This is a genomic window from Allobosea eneae (assembly GCF_042657265.1).
In the GTDB taxonomy this organism is placed as follows: Bacteria; Pseudomonadota; Alphaproteobacteria; order Rhizobiales; family Beijerinckiaceae; genus Allobosea; species Allobosea eneae.
Genome location: NZ_JBHSLW010000076.1, coordinates 39,262 through 62,395, shown reverse-complemented (window position 1 = coordinate 62,395; position 23,134 = coordinate 39,262). Strand labels below are relative to the sequence as shown.

Sequence of the window (23,134 nt, the reverse complement as noted above, 5' to 3'; positions counted from 1 at the left end):
GAGACGGATTCACCGATCAGGCTGAAGTCTAATCGGATCCGGCTCTAGAGCCGACATCACCTGGGCTATCCGCCAAACGGTTTCGCGCCCGAGGGCGCAGACGCGCTGTCGGGCGTTGACCTCCGGGCTCGTTTTTCTGGCATCATCTGATCCGAAAACCGCAAGGCACTTTTCGGGATGATGCAGACAGCCGCGAGGCGGCCCGGTCGGCGGATGAGGTTTCGGCGATGTCGGCGAAACGATTGCGCGCGTTAAAGCGGACAAATGCGGCGAAAGTCAAGCTGAAGCGCGCAAGCGGCGGCTGCGCCAGCCGCGCGCGATCCTCATCACGGAGATGACATGAAGCTTCCGGTCCTTGCCGCCGCGCTGTTCGCGCTCGGCCTCACCCAGGCGCAGGCCCAATCCTGCGAAGGCAATTTCTCGGTGGTCGGCACGCCGATGCTGACCGGCCTGACCTACAAGACCTGGGACATGGTGCCCAAGCGCGCCCCGGCGCGGGTGCTGAAGGATCTCGGCGCCGCCGTCTCGGCCGAAGGCTTCGCCGACATGCGGATCGACAATGCGACCAGCTCGGTGCTGGCGATCCAGGAGACCTCCGGCTCCGGCCGGCCGCAGCATCTGCGCATCACCGCGCGCAAGAGCGGCAGCGGCACAAGGGTCGATGCGGTCTTCTTCATCCAGCAGGGCCAGGTCGCATCGGAGAGCTATATCCGCGACGCACTCTGCCGGGTCATATCGGGGGCGCAGGGCTAGTCAAGCGAGGGCGCGGCGCCTCGTCTCAGGTAGGCGCCGCGACAATCCTGCCAGAATCCGCCATTAGGCGGATACGCCAGCCGACGGTGCCTGACAGGATCCCCCATAGATGACGAAGCATTCGGGCACAGCCCTCCTGATCGCCCTGCTTCTGGCCGGCTGCGCCGGAGCGCAGCGCGAGACCGCGGCTCCAAGCGCGCGCAAGCAGGAGCGGCTCGCGGCGGTGAAGGCCGACCCGGCCGAGGCGGTGCGCATCCTCAACGCCTATCGCGCCGGCAAGGGCCTCGGCCCGGTTCGGCTCGATTCGACGCTGACCGCGATGGCGCAGCGCCAGTCCGACGCGATGGCCGCCAGCGACGACCTTTCCCACAGCGCCGCCGGCAGCTTCAATTCCCGCGTCAGCGCCGCCGGCCTCGACACGGTGCGCGCCGCGGAGAATCTCGGCGCTGGCTACTACTCGACGCAAGAGGCCTTCGACGGCTGGAAGAAATCGTCCGGCCACGAAGCCAACCTGTCGATGCCGCAGGCGACGCGCATCGGCCTTGCCCTCGCAAAGAACCCGCAGACCCGCTACGGCGCATGGTGGACGCTGGTGTTGGCGGGCGACCCGGAGAAACGCCGGGAGATGTCGGCCGGGCCTCTGGTGCCGGTGCGCGGCAGCGGGACGACGACCTTCCGCTGGGGCCCGTCGCTCTAGGCCGGCAATGGCGCTGCCGGCTCGTTCGAAAAAAGCCGCTTTACAAGCGCCCCGCTCTGGTGATGGCTCTGGTTTTTAGCGGAGCCTTCACATCATGACCTTCGAAGCCTGGGCCGCCTTCGCCGCCGCCACCGCAGTCCTTCTCGTCATCCCCGGCCCGACCATCCTGCTGGTGATCTCCTATGCGCTCGGCCAGGGCTGGCGCACCGCGCTGCCGATGGCGATCGGCGTCGCGCTCGGCGACTTCACGGCGATGACCTTGTCGATGCTCGGCGTCGGCGCCCTGCTGGCGACCTCGGCGACGATCTTCACCGCGCTGAAATGGGCGGGCGCGGCCTATCTGATCTATCTCGGCGTCAAGCTCTTCCGCGCCGGCGGCAGCCTGGACGCCGAACCGCGCAAGGACGCCAGCTCGGCGCTGAAGATGCTCGGCCATGCCTGGCTGGTGACGGCGCTGAACCCGAAGAGCATCACCTTCTTCGTCGCCTTCCTGCCGCAGTTCCTCGACCCGAAGGCGGATTTCTGGACGCAGATGCTGATCTTCGAGGCGACCTTCATCACCCTCGCCTTCGCCAACGCCTTCGGCTATGCGCTGATCGCCTCGCGCGCCCGCGCCCTCGTCGGCAATCCCCGCGCGATCGGCCTGTTCAACAAGGCCGGTGGCACATTGCTGATCGGCGCCGGCATCGCCACCGTCGCGGTGCGCTCCGGCAGCAGCTGAAGCCGCCTTCAGTTCGCTGCCGGCCGGGCTTTCAGGCGCGCCTCGAACCAGTGGCGCGCCAGCTCGGCCCATTCCGTCGGCGGGTCCTCATGCCCACCGGCATGGAGCACCAGCGAGACCTGGCGGCCGCTCTCGCACTTCGTCCATGAGCGCTGCCAGACCGGCCCACGTACCTCGATCGCGTCGGGGCGCGTGCTCTTGCAGCCGTCGGTCGCGCGCCAGAGCTGCAGCCCCTCGAACACGTCGCCCTGCGCGTGCTTCGGTCCGAGCTGGCGGCCTTCAAGCGGGAAGACCTCGTCGCGCCAGCCGTGAGTCTGCAGAATGTCGACCGGCCCGGCGCATTTTTCCGGTTGCGGCCGCCAGAAATTGCCGGCCAGCGGCGCATAGGCGGCGCCGAGATCGGGCTGCCGGCAGGCGAGATACCAGGTCAGCGACGCGCCGATCGAGAAACCACCGACGAGGACGCGCGTGCGATCGATGTCGAAGCGGGCAACGGCATCGCCCAGCACCTGCTGCGCGAAGGCGAGCTCGTCGCGTTGCTGCGGCGCGTCCGGCAGAAAGGACCAGCCGCGACCATAGCGGCTGTTCGGCATCACGAGCCCGTTCGGCCCGAGCACAACATAGCCGGCCTCGACGAAGGGCCGCAGGACGGAGTCGGCCGCCAGGATCGCATCGCCGCCTCCGCCTGCGCCGTGGAAGAACAATACGGCCGGGCGCTTCTCGGCAGGCGGCGGTGCAACAGTGGGAACGGCGGCGTGATAGTCGCCGAGCGGAACCTTGCACGGCTCGCCCTGCCCGCCGCAAGCCTGCGCGGCGCTGCCGGCGAGGCCGAGGAAAAGGGTCGAGAACAGGAAGAGCCTAGCCATGGCAGCCTCGCGAGACGTGGCGGGACTATGCCGGTCTTCCCGAACCGATCAAGGCTCGAGGCTGACGATGGGTGTCAGCCGCGATCAAGTTGTCTTGAAACCAGTAGCCCGGGCTTGACGCTTTGCGATCCGCGCACGACTTCTCGATGCCATGACCCGTCGCAAACTCCTGCGCCTTCTCGGCATCCCCGCGCTGCTCGGCTCGACCGGCCTTGCCTGGGCGTCCTATGCGCGCTCGCGCAACCCCTATTACCAGGGCCCGGTCAGCGACCATTTCGACGGGCTCGTCTTCACGGACGGCCGGCCGGTCACGAAGGGACTCACCGATGTGCTGCGCTGGCAGTTCTCGCAGCGCCAGCGCGAGGCCTTCCCGGCACGGTATGAGGCGCCGCCGCAGGACAAGCCGCCCGCTCGCGTCGAGGGCCTGCGCGTCGTCCATCTCGGCCACGCCTCCTTCCTCTACCAGATCGCCGGCCTCAACATCCTGATCGACCCGGTCTTTTCCGAACGTGCCAGCCCGTTCTCCTTCTTCGGGCCAAAGCGGGTCAACGCCCCGGGCGTCGCCTTCGCCGACCTGCCGACGATCGACGTCGTGCTGGTCACCCACAACCATTACGACCATCTCGACGTCGAGACGCTGGCGCAGGTGCATGCGCGCGACAATCCGCGCATGATCATGCCGCTCGGCAACGACGTGATCGTCAAGGGGCGCGCGGCGAGCATCCGGGCCGAGGCGCATGACTGGGGCGCGCGGCTTGAGCTCTCGGACAAAGTCGCGACCACATTGGTGCCGAGCTATCACTGGTCGGCACGCGGCGCCTTCGACCGGCGCATGGCGCTCTGGTGCTCCTTCGTGATTGAGACGCCGGCCGGCAAGCTCTTCCATATCGGCGACACCGGCTATCATGACGGCTCGCTCTATGAGCGGCTCGGCCGGGAACACGGCCCGTTCCGGCTGGCGGCGCTGCCGATCGGCGCCTATGAGCCGCGCTGGTTCATGAGCGACAACCACATGAACCCGGAAGAGGCGGTCAAGGTCATGCGCTCGCTGCGGGCCGAGCAGGCGCTCGGCCACCATTGGGGCACGTTCCAGCTCACCGACGAGGGCGTCACCCGCCCGCCCGAGGCGCTCACGGTCGCGCTGGAGAAGGCCGGGCTGCCGGCGGACCGATTCCGGCCGATGCGGCCGGGGCTGGTCTGGGAGGCATAGGCTGCCCGTCGTCCTCGCCCTTGCGGCAACCATCCACGTCTTGGACGCGGTACGCGATCGGCGAAGCGAAGACGTGGATGGCCGGGACAAGCCCGACCATGACGGGGATAGGACCAATCTCTACTTCGGCTGGACGTAGACGTTGATCTCGAGGTTCGGATCGCCGGGGTCCTTGAGGTCGCTGACATATTCCTCGAGGAACGCGTCCTTCACGACGATGTTCTTGGCCTCGAGATAGGCCGTGATCGTCTCATAGGTCGAATCGATGTCGTCATAGGGCGCGGTGTGGACGAAGCGTAGCGAGCGTCCCGCCGGTGACTGGCCGTTGCGCACGCCGGCAGCCAGCTGAGAGGCTGCTTCCGCTGCCTTGTCGACCGGCAGCATCGCCTCGAACTTGAAGCCGTTGTCGTCGGTTTCGACGAACAGACTCAGCGGCCGTCCGGCGACATTGAGCCCGGCCTTGCCGGCCTCGGCCCGCAGCAGCGTGATCGCCTCCGACAGCTTCTGGAAGCCCTGGTCCCAGCTCGACTGTCCTGCCGTCATCAGCACGGGCTTTGCCACCAGCTGGATCTCGTCGACATCCGAAGGATCGCCCGGCTTGCCGGCGAGCGTCGCGTTCGGATTGGGCGCGCCGGTTTGCTGTTGCTGGACGGGGGGCGCCGGCTGCGGAGCGGGCAGGGTCGGCGGCGGCTGGACCGGCTGTGGCTCCACCGGCGTCTGGGGCGTCGGCGCAGGCTGGACCGGCTGCGGCACGATCGGAGCCTGCGGCGCCGGCGGCGGCTGCACGGGCTGCGGCTCGGCCGGGGCCGGTGGAGTGCCCTGAGTCTGGGTCGGAGCCTGCTGGGCAGGCCGCGCATTCTGCGCGGGCGTCGCGGTGCCGGGCGGGGCGGCGAGCGGCGCGCTCTCCACGGCGGTGGGCGGCGCGACGCGCGTCTGCGCGGCGGCCGGATAGGCAAAGGCGAGCGCCAGAAGGAGCGCGCTGAATCTCGACTGCCGCATACCCGAATATCCCGAGCTGACACGACCGATTCGCGCCGTGCCGCACGCTACGACGATCCCGTTACGGCAGGAAGATCGCGAAGGGTGGCATTTTTTCGGCGTCAGGCTCATATACCCGCATCATCAAAGACGTGTGACCATATGAACGCCCTCGCCAATCGCCGGTTCCTCAAGATGAACGGACTCGGCAACGAGATCACCGTGCTCGACCTGCGCGGGACGAAGCACGTCGTCAGCGAAGCCGAGGCACGCGCGATCGCGAGCCAGGAGCGCAGCCGCTTCGACCAGCTTATGGTCTTGCACGACGCCAAGGCGTCCGGCACCGACGCCTATGTCCGCATCTACAACACCGACGGCTCCGAGGCCGGCGCCTGCGGCAACGGCACGCGCTGCGTCGCCTGGGCGATGACCGCCGACCCGCAGATGGGGCAAGCCGGCCGCGACGGCCTGCTCCTGCAGACCAAGGCCGGGCTGCTGCCGGTGGCGCGCCTGTCGGAGACCGCCTTCACCGTCGACATGGGGGCGCCGCGCCTCGCCTGGGACGAGATCCCGCTGGCCGAGCCCTTCGAGGACACCAGCCGCTTCGAATTGCAGATCGGCCCGATCGACGATCCGATCCTGCACACGCCCTGCGCCGTCAGCATGGGCAATCCGCACGCCGTCTTCTTCGTCGACGATCCCTATCGCTTCAACCTGGAGCAGATCGGCCCGCTGCTAGAGAACCATCCGATCTTCCCGGACCGCGCCAATATCGGCCTCGCCGCGGTCGAGGCGCCGGACCATATCGTGCTGCGCGTCTGGGAGCGCGGCGCCGGCATCACCCGCGCCTGCGGCTCGGGCGCCTGCGCGGCGCTGGTCGCGGCGGTGCGCCGCGAGCTCTCCGTGCGCAAGGCGACCGTCAGCCTGCCCGGCGGCGATCTTACGATCGAATGGCGCGAGAGCGACGGCCATGTGCTGATGACCGGGCCGGCCGCGCTCGACTGGGACGGCGTGCTGGAGCCCGGGCTCTTCGCGGCCGTCGCCTGATGGGCGTCGAGCTCGTCACCTTCGGCTGCCGGCTCAATCTCGTGGAGAGCGAGACGATCGAGCGGCAGGCGCTGGCCACCGGCCTAGCCGACGTCGCGGTGATCAACAGCTGCGCGGTGACGGCGGAAGCGGTGCGCCAGGCCGGCCAGGCGATCCGCCGGCTCGCCCGTGACAAGCCCGATCGCCCGATCATCGTCACCGGCTGCGCCGCGCAGATCGAGCCCGGACGCTTCGCCGCCATGCCGGAGGTAGCGCGGGTGCTGGGGAATGCCGAGAAGCTCGATGCGGCGCATTGGCGAACTCTTGCAAGCTCGAACAGCCTGCGGGCTGTGGGCCAGACCGATGAGCCGGCGAGCAAGATCGTCGTCGGCGATATCATGCAGGCCCGCGATGCCTCCCCTCACCGCACGCAGGCGCTCGGCCAGCACACGCGCGGCTTTTTGCAGGTGCAGAACGGCTGCGACCATCGCTGCACCTTCTGCGTCATCCCGCTCGGCCGCGGCAATGCCCGCTCCGCACCGGTCGACGAGGCTGTGGCGCAGGCACGCCGCCTCGTCGCGGACGGGGCCAGCGAGATCGTGCTGACCGGCGTCGACCTGACCAGCTATGGCCGCGAGCAGCCGAACGGCCCGACACTCGGCACGCTTGTCGGCGCGATGCTCGCCGCACTGCCGGAGCTGAAGCGGCTGCGCCTGTCCTCGCTCGACGCGGTCGAGATCGATGACGAGCTGCGAACCCTGATCGCGGAAGAGCCGCGGCTGATGCCGCATCTGCATCTCTCGCTGCAATCGGGCGACGATCTCGTGCTGAAGCGGATGAAGCGCCGTCACAGCCGTGCCGAGGCCGTCGCATTCTGCAAGGAGATGCGCGACCTCAGACCCGACATCGTCTTCGGCGCCGACCTGATCGCCGGCTTCCCGACTGAGGACGAGGCGATGTTCTCGCGCACGCTCGCCCTGATCGAGGAGTGCGGGCTGTCCTATGTCCACGGCTTCCCATTCTCGGCGCGTCCAGGCACGCCGGCGGCACGCATGCCGCAGGTCGCCGGCAGCGAAATCAAGGAACGCGCGGCCCGCCTGCGGGAGGCGGCGGAAGCAGCCCATGCCCGGCATCTCGGGGCCCGGATCGGCCGGCCGCTCTCCGTCTTGACGGAGCGTGGCGATACCGGTCGCGCGGAGGATTTCACGCTGGTGCGCTTCGGCAGCCATGTCGCACCCGGCCAGATCCTGCCGGTGACCGCCCATGCCCAGGCCGGTAAATCGCTGCTGGCTGCTTGACCAGCCGGCCCATGCCGCCCATAGCCGACTGCGATTCATCCGTCTCCTTGTTGTCGCAATCCGGAACTAGCCCCTCGCCATGACCAGATCGCTTCACCTCTCCGCCGCCTTCGCCGCCATCCTGTTCGCCTGGGGCGCCAATGCGCAATCCTATGGCGATCCCGCGAGCGGCCTGTCGATCGCGTCCCCCGCCGGCTTCAAGGCCGAGGCCGGCGGGCGGCATCCGCAATTCGATGTGACGATCGACATCAGTTCGAAGACGGGCACGCCCAAGGCGGTCAACAGCAGCGGCCAGCTCTGCACGCTCGGCTTCAAGCGCGCGGCGCAGAACGCCCAGCTGACGCGCGAGATCGTCAACGAGCAGATGGCCAAGCCTGAGTGGCAGCAGCTCTATCGCAACATGTTCGAGACGATCGGCACCGTGTCCGATCTCAAGCTGTTCGAGCATCAGGGCTTCACCGGCATCGAGCTGATCGTGATCCCCAAGGCCGGGCCGAATGCGCAGAACGTGCGCATGTTCACCTCGACCATGGAGACGGCCAAGGGCCGCACCGCGCTGATCTGTGTCACCGATCAGGCGAGCCTCGCCGCTGCGCTGCCGCAGTTCAAGGCGCTGCGTTCGACGATCCACGCGCCGGAGTAAGTGGCTCAAGGACCGGTGCCATCATCGCGTGAGACGGCCGCTTGCGCGGCCTTTCTCAGGATGAGAGCCGTGGAGCCAAAAAGGTCAGACCTTCTGCCCGGCGACCTCCTCGCGCAGCGCCCTGCGCAACACCTTGCCGACATTGGTCTTCGGCAGCGTCTCGCGGAAGATGATCTGCTTGGGCACCTTGTAGCCGGTCAGGTTCTCCTTGCAGAAGGCGCGCAACTCGTCGGCCGTCACAGCCGGATCGCGCTTGACGACGAAGGCCGTCACCGCCTCGCCGGAATGCTCGTCCGGCAGGCCGATCACGGCTGATTCCAGCACGCCGGGATGCTTGGCGAGGACGTCCTCGACCTCGTTCGGGTAGACGTTGAAGCCGGAGACGATGACCATGTCCTTCATCCGGTCGACGACCTTGAACTGCCCGTCCGGCAGGAGGACGCCGACATCGCCGGTTCGGAAGAAGCCGTCTGCCGTCATCACCTTGGCGGTCTCATCCGGCCGGTTCCAGTAGCCGACCATGACCTGCGGCCCGCGGATGCAGATCTCGCCGGGCTGACCGACCGGCACGTCGTTGCCCTCGGCGTCGCGAATGGCGAAGTCGGTCGAGGACAGCGGGTAGCCGATCGTGCCGGTGAACTCGGTGATGTCGGTGCGGTTGACCGAGGCGACCGGCGAGGTCTCCGACAGGCCATAACCTTCGATGATCGGCCGGCCGGTGGCGTCCTTCCAGCGCTTGGCGACGGCGGCCTGCGTCGCCATGCCGCCGGCGATGGCGAAGCGCAGTTCCGAGAAATCCACCTCCTTGATCTCGGGATGGCTGGCGAGTGCGTTGTAGAGCGTGTTGACGCCGGAGAAGAGCGTGAACCGGGTGCCCTTCAGGATCTTCACGAACCCGGCGATGTCACGCGGATTGGCGATCAGCAGGCTCTTGGCGCCGATCCGCAACATGAACATGCAGCAGCAGGTCAAGGCGAAGATGTGATAGAGCGGCAGCGCCGTCACCATGACGTGCTGATAGTCGGTGCGGCCATGCGGCGCCTCGAGCTCCCAGCCGAGCCAGAGCGCGCATTGCGCAACATTTGAAGCGACATTGTGGTGGGTCAGCGTCGCACCCTTGGCGACGCCGGTGGTGCCGCCGGTGTATTGCAGGAAGGCGACATCCTCGGGCGCGATCGTGACCGGGCTCATCGTCCCCGGATGCGCCAGGATGGTCTTGAGCGGCACGGCCCCCGGCAGATTGTAGGGCTTGACCACCTTCTTGATCTTACGGGCGACGAAATTGACGATCGCGCCCTTGAAGCCCATCAGGTCGCCGGCCGTGGCGATGATGATCGATTCCAGCTTGAGATTGGGCCGGGCCTCCTCGACGACATGAGCGAAGTTCTCGATCACGACCAGGGCACGGGCGCCGGAATCGTTGAGCTGATGCGTCAGCTCACGGGCCGTGTAGAGCGGGTTGACGTTGACCACGGTGAAGCCGCCGAGCAGCGTGCCGAAGATCGTCACCGGATTGGCGAGGATGTTCGGCATCATCAGCGCGATGCGGTCGCCCTTCTTGAAGCCCTGCGCCTGCAGCCAGGCGGCAAAAGCTCGCGCCGTGCGCCCGACCTCGGCGAAGGTGATCGACTTGCCGAAGCTCTCGAAGGCCTGGCGATCAGGATAGGTCTCGTAGGCGCCACGGATCAGGTCGGCCAGCGTGCCGACCTTCGCCTCGTCGATGGTCGGCGGCACGGCTGGCGGATAATGCGCCAGCCAGGGGCGTGCATCCGATGTCGCCTGAACCGCGGAAAGAGCCGTCATCTTCATCCTCCCCTCTGCGGCCCGCCCTGTTACCGGGTGTGGGTCCCGCTGGCGGACGCTCGGCATCGGCCGATCACGCTCCGCACCTTCTGATTGTCCTGCGCTACACTGCGCAAGCCTAGCGGCGGGCGCAAGCATCCGCCGCTGAAAAGTTTACATATAAACCTTCAATCTGCAACTGCGCGTGGCGCGGCGTTACACCAGCTGGCAGGCCAAGCGCCGCGCCATCGCCAGAAGCGGATCCGGTCAGGGCGAGACATCCTGACCGGAATTCGTTCTCCGCTTTTCGTTCATAGACTTTAGTCTATTTTCCTGATTTTCCCCTCCAGCATGCAGCGCCATGGGACCGCGGCCTCAACGTGCCTGCACCAGCGCCTGCGCCGCGACCACCGCGTCGGCCGGCTTGCCGGCGAGTTCGGCGAGATGGTCGAAGCGGGCGCTGAAGGTGCCGACACCCGCAGTCGCCGAGCGCAGTTCGACGATCAACCCGCTCATCTCCGCCTCCGGCATCAGCGCGTTGATCTGGTCCCAGCCGCGCCAGCCCGGCCGCGCATCATAGCCGAGGATCTGGCCACGCCTTGCCGAGACGATCGCCGAGGCCCGCGACATCGCATCCGAGGGAATGACGATCTCGACCGCCAGGATGGGCTCCAGCAGCACGGGCCTGGCCTGCGGGCAGGCCTCGCCCATCGCGATCCGCGCCGCCTGGCGGAAGGCCATGTCGGAGGAATCGACCGTATGGTAGGAGCCGTCGGTCAGCGTCACCTCGATGTCGACCAGCGGGAAGCCGAGCGGCCCGCGCTGGCAATAGTCGCGCACGCCGGCCTCGACCGAGGAGATGTACTGCTTCGGCACGACGCCGCCGGTGATGCGGTCGACGAAGCGGATGCCTTCGCCGCGCTGGAGCGGCGCGATTTCCAGGACGACGTCGCCGAACTGGCCATGGCCGCCGCTCTGCTTGCGGTGCCGGCCACGGGCGCTGGCCTTGCCGCGCAAAGTCTCGCGATAGCCGATCTGGGTCGCACCGCTGTCGACATTGACGCCGTAGCGCCCAGCGAGCCGCTCGAGCGCGACGCGCAGATGCATCTCGCCCTGGCCGGAGAGGCGCATCTCGCTGAACTCCGGACGATGCTCGAGGGCGAGCGCCGGATCCTCCTCGATCAGCTTGGCGAGGCCGGTCGTGAGCCTGACATCGTCCTTGCGATCCTTGACGCCGACCGAGAGTGCATGGACCGGCTCGGGCGGCGCGACGGCGCTGACGACATCGGGCCGGACCTTGCCGACCGCGACCGCATCGCCGGTGCGCACGCCTTCCAGCCGGGCGAAAGCGACCGTCTCGCCCTCCTCGGCAGCCGGGCGGCGCTGCTGCTCGGCGCCCTTGAGCTCGAGCACGCCGGCGATGCGGGCTTCGACGCCCCCGGAGGAGGTAATCACGTCGCCTTCCGCCATCCGGCCGCGCAGCACACGTGCCAGCGAGAGCTTGCCACCCTGGCCGGACTGCCAGGTCTTCATGACCAGCGCGAGCGGCGCCCCGCTGTCGACCACGCCGATCCGCCCGCGCGTCACCTCCAGGGGCGGTGCCTCATGCCTCAGCGCCTTGAGCAGCCTGGTGACGCCGTTGCCGCGCTCGGCCGCGCCGATCAGCACCGGCACGACGTGACGTTCCTTCAGTTCACGCGCGAGGTCGTCGAAAACGAGATCGCGCGGCGGCTCAATGTCGCCGAGCAGGCCTTCCATGAGCTCGTCGTCATAGTCGGCGAGCTTCTCCAGCATCGAGAAGCGGGCGTCGCGCTCGCGCTCGACCTCCTCGGGTGCCAGCGGCACCACTTCGCTCGGTGCATGCTCGCGATAGATGAAGGCCCGCTCCAGCGCGAGGTCGATGAAGCCGACGGCGATGCCGCCCTGCCAGATCGGGATCTGCCGGAGCAATAGCGGCGTCCGCGAGGCGCGCTGCAGCAATCCGAGCGTCTCGCGCACGCGCCGCGAAGCGGTGTCGATCTTGTTGAGGAAGAGGAAGCGCGGGATGTCGGCCTCCTCGAGCTCGCGCAGCACAAGTTCGAGCGCCGGCGCCTTGCGGTCATCGGCCTCGCAGACCACGACCGCGGCGTCGACCGCCGGCAGGACATGGCGCATCTCCTGAAGAAACTCGACCGAGCCGGGACAGTCGATGAAGGTGTAGCGCTCGCCCATGAAGTCGACGCTGGCGACGTTGGGCTCGGTGCTCATCTGGTGGGAGCGCGCCTCGGGCGAGGCGTCGCCGACGCTGTTCCTGGTCTTGACGGAGCCGGCGCGCGAGACGGCGCCGCAACGCTCCAGGATGCTTTCGAACAGGCTGGTCTTTCCGCTCTGGAAGGGACCGACGATCGCGATGCATCGCGGCCCCCTGCCTCTGACGCCGGACGGGTTTCCTCCCTTGCTGGCAGTCGCAGCCATGTCGTCCTCCTTCGGTTCTGGCCGCACGCGGACAACGGCCATGAAGGCTTCTTGTCCGGAGCGGCGATTGACCGGCGGGAACGGTAATGGAGCGCCCACGCCGGAACGGCGGCGGTCGCTCGGGCCCGACAGGGTCGGGCGGCCGTCGAAGAGGGATGTCGGAGGGCAGGTTCGCGCCGTTCCGGAGCCGGCGCAAGCGGAATGTTGCCGCGTCCTCTCAGCCCGGCTCCGACCGGCGGGCGCCATGCGCCTGCCCCCAGAGCGCCATCGCCTCGAAGATCGGCCCGAGCGCCCAGCCTTGCTCGGTCAGCGCGTATTCGACCTTGGGCGGCACTGTCTCCTGCACGCTGCGCGAGATGATGCCATCCTCTTCGAGCGCCCGCAGCTGCAGGGTCATCATCCGCTGCGTCACATGGGGCAGGAGCCGGCGCAGCGCGTTGAAGCGGCATGGGCCGCGCGTCAGCTGGAACAGGATCAGCGCCTTCCACTTGCCGCCGATCACGTCGATGGTGGCCTCGACCGGGCACCAGACATAGGGGACGTCTTTCAGCGAGGGGCGCATGTCAGCTCCAAGTCAGTATAAAAATTGTGCGTACTTATCCTTCTGATACTGCCCTGTTATGCCCTCTCCAGCAACCGAAGGAGGACATGATGTTTGCGATCATGGGAGCGACGGGACAGACGGGCGGCGCCGCTTTGGCAGCCGCACTCGCAGCGGGTCATAAGGTCAAGGCGATCGTGCGCGAGCCGAGCCACGCGGCAGCGCTGGCCGAGAAGGGCTCCGTTCTGGCCAAAGCCGATCTCGACGATGTCGAGGCGCTGACGGCAGCCTTCGCCGGCGCTGATGCGGTCTATGTCCTGAACCCGGTGCCGCACGCCGCCGAGGACGTCTTCGCTGCGGCAGCAAGGAACGGCGCAGCGATCGCCGAGGCGATCCGCCGTGCCGGCGTGCCGCATGTGGTGGCCCTGTCGTCGAGCGGCGCCCATCGCAGCGAAGGGACCGGCATCGTGCGCGCCCTGCACGATTTCGAGCAGGCACTGCGCGGCAGCGCGCCGTCGCTGACCTTCATCCGCGCTACCGAATTCATGGAGAACTGGGGCAGCGTGCTCGGCGTCGCCGCCGAGCACGGCATCCTGCCGAGCATGCGCCAGCCGCTCGATGCCGCCGGCGAGACCGTCTCCGCAGTCGATGTCGGCCGGCAGGCGGCAGCCGAGCTCGCCCGCCCGCATGCCGGCGAGCGGATCGTCAACCTGAAAGGGCCGGCCGAGTATTCACCGGAGGAAGCCGCACAGGCGCTGACCGAGTTGCTCGATAAGCCGGTCATGGCAGTCGCGACGCCGCGCGAAGAGTGGGAACCGGGGCTTATCGCCGCGGGCTTGAGCGCAAGCCATGCGCGCGAGCTCGCCGGGCTTTACGACGCGATGAACGCCGGGCGCGCCGGCTTCGAGGCGGTCGGCGAGACGCGCCGCGGCAAGGTCACGCTGAACGAGGCGCTGGCCGGGCTGCTGGGCTAGCGATTGCGCCTTTGCCCACGCAGCGTCGGCAGACCGATGCCGACCGCATCGAAGCCGCCATCGACAGCGAGCACCTGTCCTGTGATGTAGCTCGCCTTGTCGCTGCACAGGAAGAAGATCGCCTCGGCGAGCTCCTCTTCGGCGCCGTAGCGGGCAAGCGGGATGGCATCGTGATAGTCGGCGCGGATTTCCGACGAGTGCACGGCCTTGGCCATGGCGGTCTCGACCGGGCCGGGCGCCACCGCGTTGACGCGGATGCCGAGGCCGGCGAGCTCGGCCGCCTGCTGCTTGGTGAGGTGGGCGAGCGCCGCCTTGCTGGTCCCGTAGGCGACACGCAGCGTCGAGGCGCGCAGGCCCGAGATCGAGGTGATGTTGACGATGGCGCCGCCGCCATTGTCGGCCATCACCGGCGCCGCGGCTCGCGTCGTCAGGAACGGCCCGTCGAGATTGACGGCGAGGACGCGCTGCCATTCGGCGTAAGTGGTTTCGAGCAGCGGCTTGAACACCGCGGTGCCGGCATTGTTGACGAGGGCGTCGAGCCGGCCGAAGCGCTCGACCACCGCATCGACCGCCTCGGCGACCTGTTCGGGAACCGCGACATCGCAGCCGATCGACATCGTCACGGTGGGTGCATCGAGTTCGGCCATGGCCCTGGCGAGCTCCGGCTCGTCGATATCGAGCAAGGCGACGCGCCAGTTGTCGGCGAGGAAGCGCTTGGCCGTCGCCAGGCCGATCCCGCGCGCGGCCCCGGTGACGAGGGCGGTCTTGATCGAACTCTCGGACATGATGCTGCTCCGCTCCCTCGGGATTGCCGCCTTGCATACAGCCCGGCGCGGCCGGCCGGAAGCGCGCTCAGCGAAACGCCGCCAGCAGCAGAAACAGTCCGGAGACCAGCATCATTCCGTCGAGCAGGAGCTGGAAGGTGCGCTCGTCCATGCGCCGCACCAGCGCCTTGCCGATGAACGCGCCGAGCATCAGGGAAGAGCCGACGATGACCCCCTTGGCGAAGATCGCCAGCGGCAGCGCGCCGAAGCTGCGGAAGGTACCGACCTTGGTCAGATAGATGAAGAGCGAGGTCGCGGCTTCGGTCGAGAGCAGCGCGCCCTTGCCCAGGCCATAGGCGGCGAAGGCGGGCACGCTGAGCGGGCCGGTCGAGAGCACGAGGCCGGTCAGGAAGCCGATCGCCGCGCCGGCCAAAGCCAGTTGCCAGAGGCCGAGCCTGATCCGGCGCGCCGCCAGCCAGCGCCGCCCAGGAATCATCAGCAGGAAGAACAGGCCGAGGCCGATGTCGATCACCGCGGCCGGCAATTGCAGCAGCGTACGGGCGCCCAGCATCGCTGCCGGGATGCCGGGCAGCGCATAGGCGAGGAAGGCGCGCCAGTCGATCTCGCGCCACCAGGCGGCGAGCCGCGCCAGATTCGCCATCACAGCTGCGACCGCCATGATCGGCACCGCCTGCTTCGGCCCGAACGACCAGACCAGCACCGGCAACAGCATGATCGAGGAGCCGGTGCCGACCACGCCGCCGACGGTGCCGGCGATCAGCCCGACCACGAGGGTGAACAGGGAGGCATAGGACAGAATCTCGGCCGGCATGCTGACTCTCGTGGCCCTGCCGGCGATCTTGCGCAAGGCGGTCGAGCAGCATTCTCACGCTTGCCTATAGGGCGCGGGAGCCCTCCTCCCTTGTGGGGGAGGGTTGGGAGGGGGGTGACCGGGTGAGCGGCTTTAAGGTTCCGATCATGATCAGCCTCGCGGCTGACTACCCCCCTCTCTAGCTCTCCCCCACAAGGGGGGAGAGGACAGGTCGCGGCTCCGGCACAATTGCGGGCCCGGTCGCCACGGCGTCTCGACAAACCTGCCGCGCTCCTGTATGGCCACGCCCTCAACTGAAAACAGCGAGCCGAAAGCCCGCGCTACCGCGCGAACACGGCCATGGAGATAGCCATGAACATCATCGAGCAGCTTGACCAGGAGCAGATCGCCAAGCTCTCCGAGAGCAAGGAGATCCCGCATTTCCAGCCCGGCGACACCGTGCAGGTCAATGTCAAGGTCAAGGAAGGCGAGCGCAGCCGCGTCCAGGCCTATGAAGGCGTCGTGATCGCCCGCAATGGCGGCGGCCTCAACGAGAGCTTCACCGTCCGCAAGATTTCCTATGGCGAGGGCGTCGAGCGCGTCTTCCCGCTGTATTCGCCTAACCTCGACTCGATCAAGGTCGTCCGCAAGGGCAAGGTTCGCCGCGCCAAGCTGTATTACCTGCGCGATCGTCGCGGCAAGTCGGCCCGTATCGCCGAGCGCGTCGACGCCAAGCCGGCCAAGGGCGAGAGCAAGGGCAAGTAAGCCGCTCTTCCTTTTTGGGTTTCGGGAACGCGGCCTTCGGGCCGCGTTTTTTGTTGCCCGCCCCGTGTGAACCGCCGTGACAGTCATTCCCTGTACGCAGGTTAAGATGCTGCCGCCGCGGTCATAGACAGGCTTGGTGCGCTGCAGGCAGACGCGGTTCTTCGCGTTGAAATCGCTCCGCCGGAGCCTGGTGCGGAACTGCGCGGCACCGGCGCCTGCGCGAGCAGGAAGCGACGGCGGCGGCGATCACCAGGCGTCTTCACACGTCAGCTCCGTCCGTCCGATCGGCCAGCACACAATCGCTGACGGGAGCGGAGCCTACCGCAATGTCAGAAGCCGCTCCAGCAGCAGCGTCACATCGGCTTCCGTCTGGTAGAGTCCGAAGCCTACTCTCAAACGATCGCCGCGCAGATCGACGGTGATGCCGGCCTGCTTCAGCGTCTCATGGCACTTCGCCGCATCGGCATGGCGGAAGGTCAGGAAATTGCCCCGCGCCGGCTCGCTCAGCGGCACGACCAAATTCTCCAGGGCGAGCACGCCGCAAGGCTGCTTTGCCAGCCCCTCGGCGAAAACCGCCTGCAAGGCATGGGCGTGGGCGTGGATAGCCGCAACGTCGAGGCCCTTGGCACCCAGCCAGTCGAACATTGCGCCCATGCGGTAGAGGCCGGAGGGGTCGAAGGTCGCGCCCATGAAGCGCCAGCCATTCTCAGCATAGCCGATCTCGCCCTGCGCGCCCGAAAGCGCGCCGAAGGAGGCATACCAGCCGGTGTCGCGCGGCCGTTTGGCGAAACCGGGCGGGCAGTGCATGAAGCAGGCGCCCTCGCCCGACATCGCGTATTTGTAGCCGCCGGCGATGTAGAAGGCCTTGTCGGCAATCCCAGAGAGATCGGTCGGGCGGGCCAGGAAGCCGTGATAGCCGTCGATGACAACGAGCCGCCCGGGCGCGCTGACGCCGTCGACCAGCTCCTCCAGATCGGTCAGCACATAGCCGGAATTGAAATGGACCTGGCTGACGAAGACCATGTCGGGACCGGGGTCTTGCTGTGCCGCCGCGATCAGCCGCTCGGTCAGGCTGGCGAAAGGCTCGGCCGGCACGATGGTGAGCTCGATCAAACCGTCCTCGGCGAGCCGCTCGATCTGGCGCCGGAAGGAGTGGAATTCGGCATCGCTGGTCAGGATGCGCGGCCTGCGGTCGCGCGGCAGGCAGGAGAGCAGGCGGTTGACGAATTCATGGGTGTTGTTGGCCGGGACCAGCCCGTCGATCCCGGGCAGATTGAGGTGTCGCGCCACGCCCTGCGCGACCTTCTGCCAAACCGGTCCCAGCACCTCCTGCCACTTGCCGTCGACGAGGCGAGCGGCATCGTCCCAAGCGCGCAAATGCGCCTCGCGGGTCGCATCCGGCCAGAAATGATGGCTGTGCGCGGCGAAATGCAGGCTCGCAGGCCAGTTCTGGCGGAAGCGCGAGAACTCGGCGGAAAGGTCGAACGGCGGACGGCCGAGCGCCGCGGGAACCTTCGTCAGCTGGTCCATCATCATGCTCCGCAGCCTTGCCGAACCGGCAAAATACTTTAAGCTTAAAATATCTCGCGCCTCCCCTCAGTCAAGGCGTGAGGCGAGCGAGGGCGGCATCATGACCAGCGGGACGGGCGACCACCAGAGCCGGATCGAGCCGGGCATGCAGACCGATTTCAAGGAGCGGATGGACTATGGCTCCTATCTCGGCCTCGACCTCTTGCTCGCGGCGCAAAAGCCACTGAGCGATGCACCCGATGAGCTTTTGTTCATCACCATTCACCAGGTGCAGGAGCTCTGGCTGAAGCTCGCCGCCCATGAGCTCGACGGCGCCATCGCCGCGATCCGCGCAGATGAATTGCAGCCGGCGTTCAAGTCGCTGGCGCGCGTCTCGCGCATCCAGGCGCAGCTCGTCACCGCATGGGACGTGCTCTCGACCATGACTCCATCAGACTATCTCGCCTTCCGCGACGCGCTCGGCCAGTCCTCCGGTTTCCAGTCCTATCAGTACCGCGCCCTCGAATTCCGCCTCGGCGCCAAGGACCCGCGCATGCTGGCGATGCACAAGCATCATCCCGAGCATCACGCCCACCTGAACAGGTTGCTGGAGGCGCCGAGCCTCTATGACGAGGCGCTGCGGCTATTGGCGCGCCGCGGCCTGCCCATCCCGGTGGGTTGCGTCGAGCGCGACTGGAGCCAGCCCCATGTCGCGAACGCGGGCGTGAAGGCGGCTTGGCTTTCGATCTACCGCGACACGCACCGCTATTTCGATCTCTACGAACTCGCCGAGGAGTTGGTCGATGTCGAGGACCAGTTCCAGCAATGGCGCTTCCGCCACATGAAGACGGTCGAGCGCATCATCGGCTTCAAGCAGGGCACCGGCGGCTCCAGCGGCGTGAAGTTCCTGAAGACGGCGCTGGAACGCTCCTTCTTTCCGGAGCTGTGGCAGCTGCGGAGTGAATTGTAGGCCTCACCGTCATTGCGAGCGAAGCGAAGCAATCCAGGAGGGCTCGCTCGACGGCCCTGGATTGTGCTTCGTCGCTGCGCTTCTCGCAATGACGGGAAGCGCGCTTACTCGTTGTTCCCGAAGGTCATGTCCCGCCGCGCCGTCAGGATGCTGATCGAATAGCCGGCGATCACGTCGACCAGCGCCATCAGCGTGATGATCATGAAGGTGCCGGTGCCGAAGCCGGGAATGAACAGGAAGATCAGCCCGCAGGCGATGAACACCACCATGGAGAGGCCATGGTTGAGGATCGAGCTCGACTTGGCGCTGGTCGCGTTCATGATCTCGAAGAACAGCACCACGGTCGAGATCGCGAGCAGGAGTTCGCTGACCGTGAGCACGAAGGCCGTGCCGGACGGTAGGCCTACATTCAGAAGCTCGCGGGAGAGCGGCACGCCCATCGCAGCGACGGTGACGCCATAGGCGATGACCGCCAGCAACATGAAGGGGAAGAAGCGCGCCATCGCATCACCAATCCGTTTGCCGGCGCAGCCACCCTTTCGCGGCGCGGCGGGAGCCGCTAGATAACAGCCCTGCACGCAACGCGCTACGCGCCTGCCGCAGCGACAGCGCCGCCGCGTTGCCCGTGCAGTTTGGAACTGGTAGAAGCGAGCCATGACGGTGAAGCGGCAGAACAGGGGCGAAGTCCGGCGCGTGATGCGCCGCACGCTGAACCTGCGCCGTTTTCCGACCACCCAGGGCTTCGCCGCGCTGCATGACCATGCCCGCCTGCCCTGGCGCTTCTTCGGCCGTTTCACGGCCTCGCTCGCAGCCGGCCTTAGCTGCGCCTGAGACCGGCCGTCCGGCCGGCGACAGGCTTTTGCGATGCGTGCTGGCCCATAGGGCCGCTACCGATTTCCATACCGAAGGCGTTTGAAGCCATGACTGCGACCAAGGCCCCCACCACCCTCTACGACAAGATCTTCGAGGACCATGTCGTCGACCGCCAGGACGACGGCACCTGCCTGCTCTACATCGACCGCCACCTCGTGCACGAGGTCACCAGCCCGCAGGCCTTCGAAGGCTTGCGCATGACCGGCCGCAAGGTCCATGCCCCCGGCAAGACGCTGGCCGTGGTCGACCACAACATCCAGACCACCGACCGCTCCAAGGGCATCCAGGAAGAGGAAAGCCGGATCCAGGTCGAGGCGCTCGCCCAGAACGCCAGGGATTTCGGCGTCGAGTACTTCAACGAGCTCGATATCCGCCAGGGCATCGTCCACATCGTCGGCCCCGAGCAGGGCTTCACCTTGCCCGGCACCACCATCGTCTGCGGCGACAGCCACACCTCGACGCATGGCGCCTTCGGCGCACTGGCCCATGGCATCGGCACCTCGGAGGTCGAGCATGTGCTCGCCACCCAGACGCTGATCCAGAAGAAGGCCAAGAACATGCTGGTCCAGGTCGACGGCAAGCCCGCTCCGGGCGTCGGCGCCAAGGACATCACGCTGGCCATCATCGGCGAGATCGGCACCGCCGGCGGCACCGGCTCGGTGATCGAATATGCCGGCGAGGCCATTCGCGGCCTCTCCATGGAAGGCCGCATGACCGTCTGCAACATGTCGATCGAGGGCGGCGCCCGCGCCGGCATGGTCGCGCCGGACGAGAAGGCCTATGCCTATCTCAAGGATCGCCCGAAAGCGCCGAAGGGCACCGCCTGGGACGAGGCGCTGCGCTACTGGGAGACGCTGCGGACCGACGAGGGCGCGCATTTCGACCGTATCGTCAAGCTCGACGCCGCCAACCTGCCGCCGATCGTCTCCTGGGGCACCAGCCCGGAGGACGTGATCTCGGTGACCGGCGCCGTGCCCGATCCGGACCAGATCGAGGACGAGGTCAAGCGCGCCTCGAAGAAGCGGGCGCTGGAGTATATGGGCCTGACCGCCGGCACCAAGATGACCGAGATTCCGCTGGACGTGATCTGGATCGGCTCCTGCACCAACGGCCGCATCGAGGACCTGCGCACGGTCGCGAAGATCGTCGAGGGCAAGAAGATCCATGAAAGCCTGGACTACGGCATGATCGTGCCGGGCTCGGGCCTGGTGAAGCAGCAGGCCGAGGCCGAGGGGCTCGACAAGATCTTCATCGCCGCCGGCTTCGAATGGCGCGAGCCGGGCTGCTCGATGTGCCTGGGCATGAACCCCGACCAGCTCAAGCCGGGCCAGCGCGCCGCCTCGACCTCGAACCGCAATTTCGAGGGCCGCCAAGGCTATCGCGGCCGCACCCACCTCGTCTCGCCGGCGATGGCAGCGGCGGCAGCCCTGACCGGCCGCTTCGTCGACGTGCGGACGCTGGGCTGAAGCGGGTCAGTTCGTGGGAGGACGTCATGAGCACCGATCCCCGCGACGCCGCCCGTGCCAAGGAGGCCAAGGAAGCGCTCGATCGCGTCCGGCGCGACGATGAGAGCTTTCTCGGCTCCTCCATGGGCCGTGCGGCCGACCACTTCTCCGGCAAGGACGCGCCGGAAGGCGACAACATCGAGCTCTGGGGCCGCAGAATCGGCCGGGGTCTCTCGCTGATCGCCTTCATCGGCCTGTCCTGGTGGCTCGGGCATCAACTGAAGATCTGGTGATGGGCTCCGTTCCCTCGATCAAGTCCGCCGCTTCGGGCGAGCCCTCGCAAGGCCTCGACTGGGACGGCGTGCGCGCGCCCTCGACCGCCGAGTTCGAGATCCTGGCGCAGGCGGCCTATGACCGCCTGCCCGAGGATTTCCGCAAGCTCTGCGCCGACCTCGTCATCACTATCACCGAGTTCCCCGAGGACGATGTGCTGAAGGAGCTCGAGGCCGAGAGCCCCTTCGACCTGCTCGGCCTGTTCTCAGGGATCGGCCTGCCGCAGCAGGGCTATGCTCCGCAGACCGGGCAGATGCCCAACACCATCCATCTCTATCGCCGGCCGATCCTCGACTACTGGGCCGAGCATGACGAGACGCTCGGCGCCATCGTCACCCATGTGCTCGTCCACGAGATCGGCCACCATTTCGGCTTCGACGACGACGACATGGACGCGATCGAGAAGGCGGCAGGATAAGAGAGATGCTCGGCGAACTGATCCGCCACCTGCCTGACCTGGCCCTGGTCTTCTCGGCCTTCTTCATCGCCGTCGCCAGCCCTGGACCGAGCAATCTCCAGGTGATGGCGACCTCGATGGAGCATGGCCGGAAAGCCGGGATGACGCTGGCGCTCGGCGTCACCACGGGATCGCTGACCTGGGGCATCCTCGCCGCGGTCGGCGTCACCGCACTGATCGTCGCCCATCCCGGCGCACTCTACGCCATCAAGATCGTCGGAGGGCTCTATCTTCTGTTCCTGGCCTGGCGCTCCGCGCGCTCGGCCATGCAGGCGGAGATGCCGCCGCCGAAAGCCGGCCTCTCGGGCCGCCGCCTCTATCTGCGCGGCTACCTGATGCACCTCACCAACCCGAAAGCGATCCTGAGCTGGACGGCGATCATCGCGCTCGGCCTGCGTCCCGAGACGCCGGCGGTGGTGCTCTACGCCATCATCCTGGGATGCCTGACGATCTCGCTCGCGATCAACCAGACCTATGCCTACCTGTTCTCGACCGCCTCGATGGTGGCGGGCTATCGCAGGATCCGCCGCCGCGCCGAAGCCTGCCTCGCCGCCTTCTTTACCTTCGCCAGCTTCAAGCTCCTGACGGCGCAGCTCTGACTGAGCCGTCTCCCCAACCTGACCAGACAAGACCTGCCGGAGTATCCGCCATGCAGCCCTTCACCACCCTGACCTCGACCCCCGCCCCGCTGAAGGTGATCAATGTCGACACCGACATGATCATCCCCAAGCAGTATCTGAAGACGATCAAGCGCACCGGGCTGGGCACCGCGCTGTTCTCGGAGATGCGCTACAAGGAGGACGGCTCGGAGAACCCGGATTTCGTCCTCAACCAGCCGGCCTATCGCAAGTCGGAGATCCTGGTCGCCGGCGACAATTTCGGCTGCGGCTCCTCGCGCGAGCATGCGCCCTGGGCGCTGCTCGACTTCGGCATTCGCTGCGTGATCTCGACCAGCTTCGCCGACATTTTCTACAACAACTGCTTCAAGAACGGCATCCTGCCGATCGTGGTCAGCCAGGAAGACCTCGACAAGCTGTTCGACGACGCCGACCGCGGCGCCAACGCGACGCTGACCGTCGACCTCGTCAACCAGAGCATCAAGGGTCCGGATGGCGGCGAGATCCGTTTCGAGATCGACCCGTTCCGCAAGCACTGCCTGCTCAACGGCCTCGACGACATCGGCCTCACCATGGAGAAGTCGACCAAGATCGACGCCTATGAGGAGAAGCTGAAGGGCCGCGCCTGGGCTTGAGTAGCGGGTATC

At 67.2% G+C, this 23,134-nt stretch carries 25 protein-coding genes; 16 read left to right on the top strand and 9 right to left on the bottom strand.

Translation table 11 applies throughout. The annotated features are described in order from the left end of the window. The first annotated feature begins 339 nt into the window (after positions 1 to 339). The 3 genes from ACFPOB_RS27960 (at position 340) to ACFPOB_RS27950 (ending at position 2,171) form a co-directional block, all read left to right on the top strand. On the top strand, positions 340 to 753 hold the full coding sequence (locus ACFPOB_RS27960) for a hypothetical protein (protein ID WP_377801533.1): 414 nt from the start codon (positions 340 to 342) through the stop codon (positions 751 to 753). Between the two features lie 109 nt (positions 754 to 862). Next, on the top strand, positions 863 to 1,450 hold the full coding sequence (locus tag ACFPOB_RS27955) for a CAP domain-containing protein (RefSeq protein ID WP_377801532.1): 588 nt from the start codon (positions 863 to 865) through the stop codon (positions 1,448 to 1,450). A 94-nt stretch (positions 1,451 to 1,544) separates the two neighbouring features. Continuing rightward, entirely contained in the window at positions 1,545 to 2,171 is a 627-nt protein-coding gene (locus ACFPOB_RS27950; RefSeq protein WP_377801531.1) for a LysE family translocator, read from the top strand. A gap of 8 nt (positions 2,172 to 2,179) precedes the next feature. On the opposite strand, the gene ACFPOB_RS27945 is transcribed toward ACFPOB_RS27950, so the two are convergent. Then, complete coding sequence (locus ACFPOB_RS27945; RefSeq protein ID WP_377801530.1) at positions 2,180 to 3,037, bottom strand: CE1 family esterase; 858 nt, start codon at positions 3,035 to 3,037, stop codon at positions 2,180 to 2,182. Positions 3,038 to 3,188: 151 nt separating this feature from the next. Between ACFPOB_RS27945 and ACFPOB_RS27940 the strand changes: the two genes are divergently transcribed. After that, positions 3,189 to 4,247 carry an MBL fold metallo-hydrolase gene (locus ACFPOB_RS27940; RefSeq protein WP_377801529.1) on the top strand — a complete coding sequence of 353 codons (1,059 nt, stop codon included), beginning with the start codon at positions 3,189 to 3,191 and terminating at the stop codon, positions 4,245 to 4,247. Positions 4,248 to 4,367: 120 nt separating this feature from the next. Here ACFPOB_RS27940 and ACFPOB_RS27935 read toward each other — a convergent pair whose 3' ends face one another. Next, on the bottom strand, positions 4,368 to 5,246 hold the full coding sequence (locus ACFPOB_RS27935; RefSeq protein ID WP_377801528.1) for a GyrI-like domain-containing protein: 879 nt from the start codon (positions 5,244 to 5,246) through the stop codon (positions 4,368 to 4,370). Positions 5,247 to 5,387: 141 nt separating this feature from the next. On the opposite strand from ACFPOB_RS27935, the gene dapF reads away from it, so the two are divergent. From dapF to ACFPOB_RS27920, 3 genes are all read left to right on the top strand, one after another. After that, entirely contained in the window at positions 5,388 to 6,272 is an 885-nt protein-coding gene (dapF, locus tag ACFPOB_RS27930; protein WP_377801527.1) for a diaminopimelate epimerase, read from the top strand. After that, positions 6,272 to 7,549, top strand: coding sequence for a tRNA (N(6)-L-threonylcarbamoyladenosine(37)-C(2))-methylthiotransferase MtaB (mtaB, locus tag ACFPOB_RS27925; protein ID WP_377801526.1), 1,278 nt, complete (start codon positions 6,272 to 6,274; stop codon positions 7,547 to 7,549). The genes dapF and mtaB overlap by 1 nt, the downstream gene beginning before the upstream one ends. Before the next feature lie 79 nt (positions 7,550 to 7,628). Continuing rightward, a complete protein-coding gene (locus tag ACFPOB_RS27920; RefSeq protein WP_377801525.1) occupies positions 7,629 to 8,192 on the top strand; it encodes a hypothetical protein in 564 nt (187 codons plus the stop codon). Positions 8,193 to 8,276: 84 nt separating this feature from the next. Here the strand turns inward: ACFPOB_RS27920 and ACFPOB_RS27915 are convergent, their stop codons facing one another. From ACFPOB_RS27915 to ACFPOB_RS27905, 3 genes are all read right to left on the bottom strand, one after another. After that, a complete protein-coding gene (locus ACFPOB_RS27915; RefSeq protein ID WP_377801524.1) occupies positions 8,277 to 9,995 on the bottom strand; it encodes an AMP-binding protein in 1,719 nt (572 codons plus the stop codon). A 354-nt stretch (positions 9,996 to 10,349) separates the two neighbouring features. Continuing rightward, positions 10,350 to 12,428 carry an elongation factor G gene (locus tag ACFPOB_RS27910; protein WP_377801523.1) on the bottom strand — a complete coding sequence of 693 codons (2,079 nt, stop codon included), beginning with the start codon at positions 12,426 to 12,428 and terminating at the stop codon, positions 10,350 to 10,352. Between the two features lie 217 nt (positions 12,429 to 12,645). Next, complete coding sequence (locus tag ACFPOB_RS27905) at positions 12,646 to 12,990, bottom strand: winged helix-turn-helix transcriptional regulator (RefSeq protein ID WP_377801522.1); 345 nt, start codon at positions 12,988 to 12,990, stop codon at positions 12,646 to 12,648. Between the two features lie 89 nt (positions 12,991 to 13,079). Here ACFPOB_RS27905 and ACFPOB_RS27900 point away from each other — a divergent pair, with 89 nt between their 5' ends. Continuing rightward, the gene (locus ACFPOB_RS27900) at positions 13,080 to 13,943 is read left to right on the top strand and encodes an NmrA family NAD(P)-binding protein (RefSeq protein ID WP_377801521.1); all 864 of its coding nucleotides are present in this window, start codon (positions 13,080 to 13,082) and stop codon (positions 13,941 to 13,943) included. On the opposite strand, the gene ACFPOB_RS27895 is transcribed toward ACFPOB_RS27900, so the two are convergent. Further along, positions 13,940 to 14,728, bottom strand: a complete 789-nt coding sequence (locus tag ACFPOB_RS27895; RefSeq protein WP_377801520.1) for an SDR family NAD(P)-dependent oxidoreductase — start codon at positions 14,726 to 14,728, stop codon at positions 13,940 to 13,942. The two genes, ACFPOB_RS27900 and ACFPOB_RS27895, sit on opposite strands and share 4 nt — an antisense overlap. A gap of 67 nt (positions 14,729 to 14,795) precedes the next feature. Continuing rightward, positions 14,796 to 15,539, bottom strand: coding sequence for a sulfite exporter TauE/SafE family protein (locus ACFPOB_RS27890; RefSeq protein WP_377801519.1), 744 nt, complete (start codon positions 15,537 to 15,539; stop codon positions 14,796 to 14,798). Positions 15,540 to 15,890: 351 nt separating this feature from the next. Between ACFPOB_RS27890 and rplS the strand changes: the two genes are divergently transcribed. Then, the gene (rplS, locus tag ACFPOB_RS27885; RefSeq protein WP_377801518.1) at positions 15,891 to 16,283 is read left to right on the top strand and encodes a 50S ribosomal protein L19; all 393 of its coding nucleotides are present in this window, start codon (positions 15,891 to 15,893) and stop codon (positions 16,281 to 16,283) included. Positions 16,284 to 16,601: 318 nt separating this feature from the next. On the opposite strand, the gene ACFPOB_RS27880 is transcribed toward rplS, so the two are convergent. Next, complete coding sequence (locus ACFPOB_RS27880; protein WP_377801517.1) at positions 16,602 to 17,813, bottom strand: aminotransferase class V-fold PLP-dependent enzyme; 1,212 nt, start codon at positions 17,811 to 17,813, stop codon at positions 16,602 to 16,604. A 100-nt stretch (positions 17,814 to 17,913) separates the two neighbouring features. On the opposite strand from ACFPOB_RS27880, the gene kynA reads away from it, so the two are divergent. Next, positions 17,914 to 18,762 (top strand): tryptophan 2,3-dioxygenase, encoded by an 849-nt coding sequence (gene kynA / locus ACFPOB_RS27875; protein ID WP_377801516.1) that lies wholly within the window; start codon positions 17,914 to 17,916, stop codon positions 18,760 to 18,762. A 104-nt stretch (positions 18,763 to 18,866) separates the two neighbouring features. Here kynA and ACFPOB_RS27870 read toward each other — a convergent pair whose 3' ends face one another. Next, positions 18,867 to 19,265, bottom strand: a complete 399-nt coding sequence (locus ACFPOB_RS27870) for a hypothetical protein (RefSeq protein ID WP_377801515.1) — start codon at positions 19,263 to 19,265, stop codon at positions 18,867 to 18,869. A 151-nt stretch (positions 19,266 to 19,416) separates the two neighbouring features. Here ACFPOB_RS27870 and ACFPOB_RS27865 point away from each other — a divergent pair, with 151 nt between their 5' ends. From ACFPOB_RS27865 to leuD, 6 genes are all read left to right on the top strand, one after another. After that, entirely contained in the window at positions 19,417 to 19,593 is a 177-nt protein-coding gene (locus ACFPOB_RS27865; RefSeq protein WP_175506860.1) for a hypothetical protein, read from the top strand. An 89-nt stretch (positions 19,594 to 19,682) separates the two neighbouring features. Continuing rightward, complete coding sequence (leuC, locus tag ACFPOB_RS27860; RefSeq protein ID WP_377801514.1) at positions 19,683 to 21,101, top strand: 3-isopropylmalate dehydratase large subunit; 1,419 nt, start codon at positions 19,683 to 19,685, stop codon at positions 21,099 to 21,101. A 26-nt stretch (positions 21,102 to 21,127) separates the two neighbouring features. Next, a complete protein-coding gene (locus tag ACFPOB_RS27855; RefSeq protein WP_377801513.1) occupies positions 21,128 to 21,373 on the top strand; it encodes a hypothetical protein in 246 nt (81 codons plus the stop codon). After that, entirely contained in the window at positions 21,373 to 21,831 is a 459-nt protein-coding gene (locus tag ACFPOB_RS27850) for a metallopeptidase family protein (RefSeq protein WP_377801512.1), read from the top strand. Before ACFPOB_RS27855 ends, ACFPOB_RS27850 begins: the two co-directional genes overlap by 1 nt. Before the next feature lie 5 nt (positions 21,832 to 21,836). Further along, complete coding sequence (locus ACFPOB_RS27845) at positions 21,837 to 22,469, top strand: LysE family translocator (protein ID WP_377801511.1); 633 nt, start codon at positions 21,837 to 21,839, stop codon at positions 22,467 to 22,469. 50 nt (positions 22,470 to 22,519) lie between these two features. After that, entirely contained in the window at positions 22,520 to 23,122 is a 603-nt protein-coding gene (leuD, locus tag ACFPOB_RS27840) for a 3-isopropylmalate dehydratase small subunit (RefSeq protein ID WP_377801510.1), read from the top strand. Positions 23,123 to 23,134: the final 12 nt, after the last annotated feature.

Coding starts and splice junctions, on each gene's coding strand:
- ACFPOB_RS27900 (WP_377801521.1), top strand. CDS start 13,080: ATGTTTGCGATCATGGGAGCGACGGGACAGACGGGCGGCGCCGCTTTG.
- mtaB (WP_377801526.1), top strand. CDS start 6,272: ATGGGCGTCGAGCTCGTCACCTTCGGCTGCCGGCTCAATCTCGTGGAG.
- ACFPOB_RS27890 (WP_377801519.1), bottom strand. CDS start 15,539: ATGCCGGCCGAGATTCTGTCCTATGCCTCCCTGTTCACCCTCGTGGTC.
- ACFPOB_RS27960 (WP_377801533.1), top strand. CDS start 340: ATGAAGCTTCCGGTCCTTGCCGCCGCGCTGTTCGCGCTCGGCCTCACC.
- ACFPOB_RS27865 (WP_175506860.1), top strand. CDS start 19,417: ATGACGGTGAAGCGGCAGAACAGGGGCGAAGTCCGGCGCGTGATGCGC.
- leuC (WP_377801514.1), top strand. CDS start 19,683: ATGACTGCGACCAAGGCCCCCACCACCCTCTACGACAAGATCTTCGAG.
- ACFPOB_RS27845 (WP_377801511.1), top strand. CDS start 21,837: ATGCTCGGCGAACTGATCCGCCACCTGCCTGACCTGGCCCTGGTCTTC.
- ACFPOB_RS27945 (WP_377801530.1), bottom strand. CDS start 3,037: ATGGCTAGGCTCTTCCTGTTCTCGACCCTTTTCCTCGGCCTCGCCGGC.
- ACFPOB_RS27870 (WP_377801515.1), bottom strand. CDS start 19,265: ATGGCGCGCTTCTTCCCCTTCATGTTGCTGGCGGTCATCGCCTATGGC.
- ACFPOB_RS27915 (WP_377801524.1), bottom strand. CDS start 9,995: ATGACGGCTCTTTCCGCGGTTCAGGCGACATCGGATGCACGCCCCTGG.
- ACFPOB_RS27850 (WP_377801512.1), top strand. CDS start 21,373: ATGGGCTCCGTTCCCTCGATCAAGTCCGCCGCTTCGGGCGAGCCCTCG.
- ACFPOB_RS27880 (WP_377801517.1), bottom strand. CDS start 17,813: ATGGACCAGCTGACGAAGGTTCCCGCGGCGCTCGGCCGTCCGCCGTTC.
- ACFPOB_RS27940 (WP_377801529.1), top strand. CDS start 3,189: ATGACCCGTCGCAAACTCCTGCGCCTTCTCGGCATCCCCGCGCTGCTC.
- ACFPOB_RS27895 (WP_377801520.1), bottom strand. CDS start 14,728: ATGTCCGAGAGTTCGATCAAGACCGCCCTCGTCACCGGGGCCGCGCGC.
- ACFPOB_RS27920 (WP_377801525.1), top strand. CDS start 7,629: ATGACCAGATCGCTTCACCTCTCCGCCGCCTTCGCCGCCATCCTGTTC.
- ACFPOB_RS27910 (WP_377801523.1), bottom strand. CDS start 12,428: ATGGCTGCGACTGCCAGCAAGGGAGGAAACCCGTCCGGCGTCAGAGGC.
- dapF (WP_377801527.1), top strand. CDS start 5,388: ATGAACGCCCTCGCCAATCGCCGGTTCCTCAAGATGAACGGACTCGGC.
- rplS (WP_377801518.1), top strand. CDS start 15,891: ATGAACATCATCGAGCAGCTTGACCAGGAGCAGATCGCCAAGCTCTCC.
- leuD (WP_377801510.1), top strand. CDS start 22,520: ATGCAGCCCTTCACCACCCTGACCTCGACCCCCGCCCCGCTGAAGGTG.
- ACFPOB_RS27935 (WP_377801528.1), bottom strand. CDS start 5,246: ATGCGGCAGTCGAGATTCAGCGCGCTCCTTCTGGCGCTCGCCTTTGCC.
- ACFPOB_RS27950 (WP_377801531.1), top strand. CDS start 1,545: ATGACCTTCGAAGCCTGGGCCGCCTTCGCCGCCGCCACCGCAGTCCTT.
- ACFPOB_RS27855 (WP_377801513.1), top strand. CDS start 21,128: ATGAGCACCGATCCCCGCGACGCCGCCCGTGCCAAGGAGGCCAAGGAA.
- kynA (WP_377801516.1), top strand. CDS start 17,914: ATGACCAGCGGGACGGGCGACCACCAGAGCCGGATCGAGCCGGGCATG.
- ACFPOB_RS27955 (WP_377801532.1), top strand. CDS start 863: ATGACGAAGCATTCGGGCACAGCCCTCCTGATCGCCCTGCTTCTGGCC.
- ACFPOB_RS27905 (WP_377801522.1), bottom strand. CDS start 12,990: ATGCGCCCCTCGCTGAAAGACGTCCCCTATGTCTGGTGCCCGGTCGAG.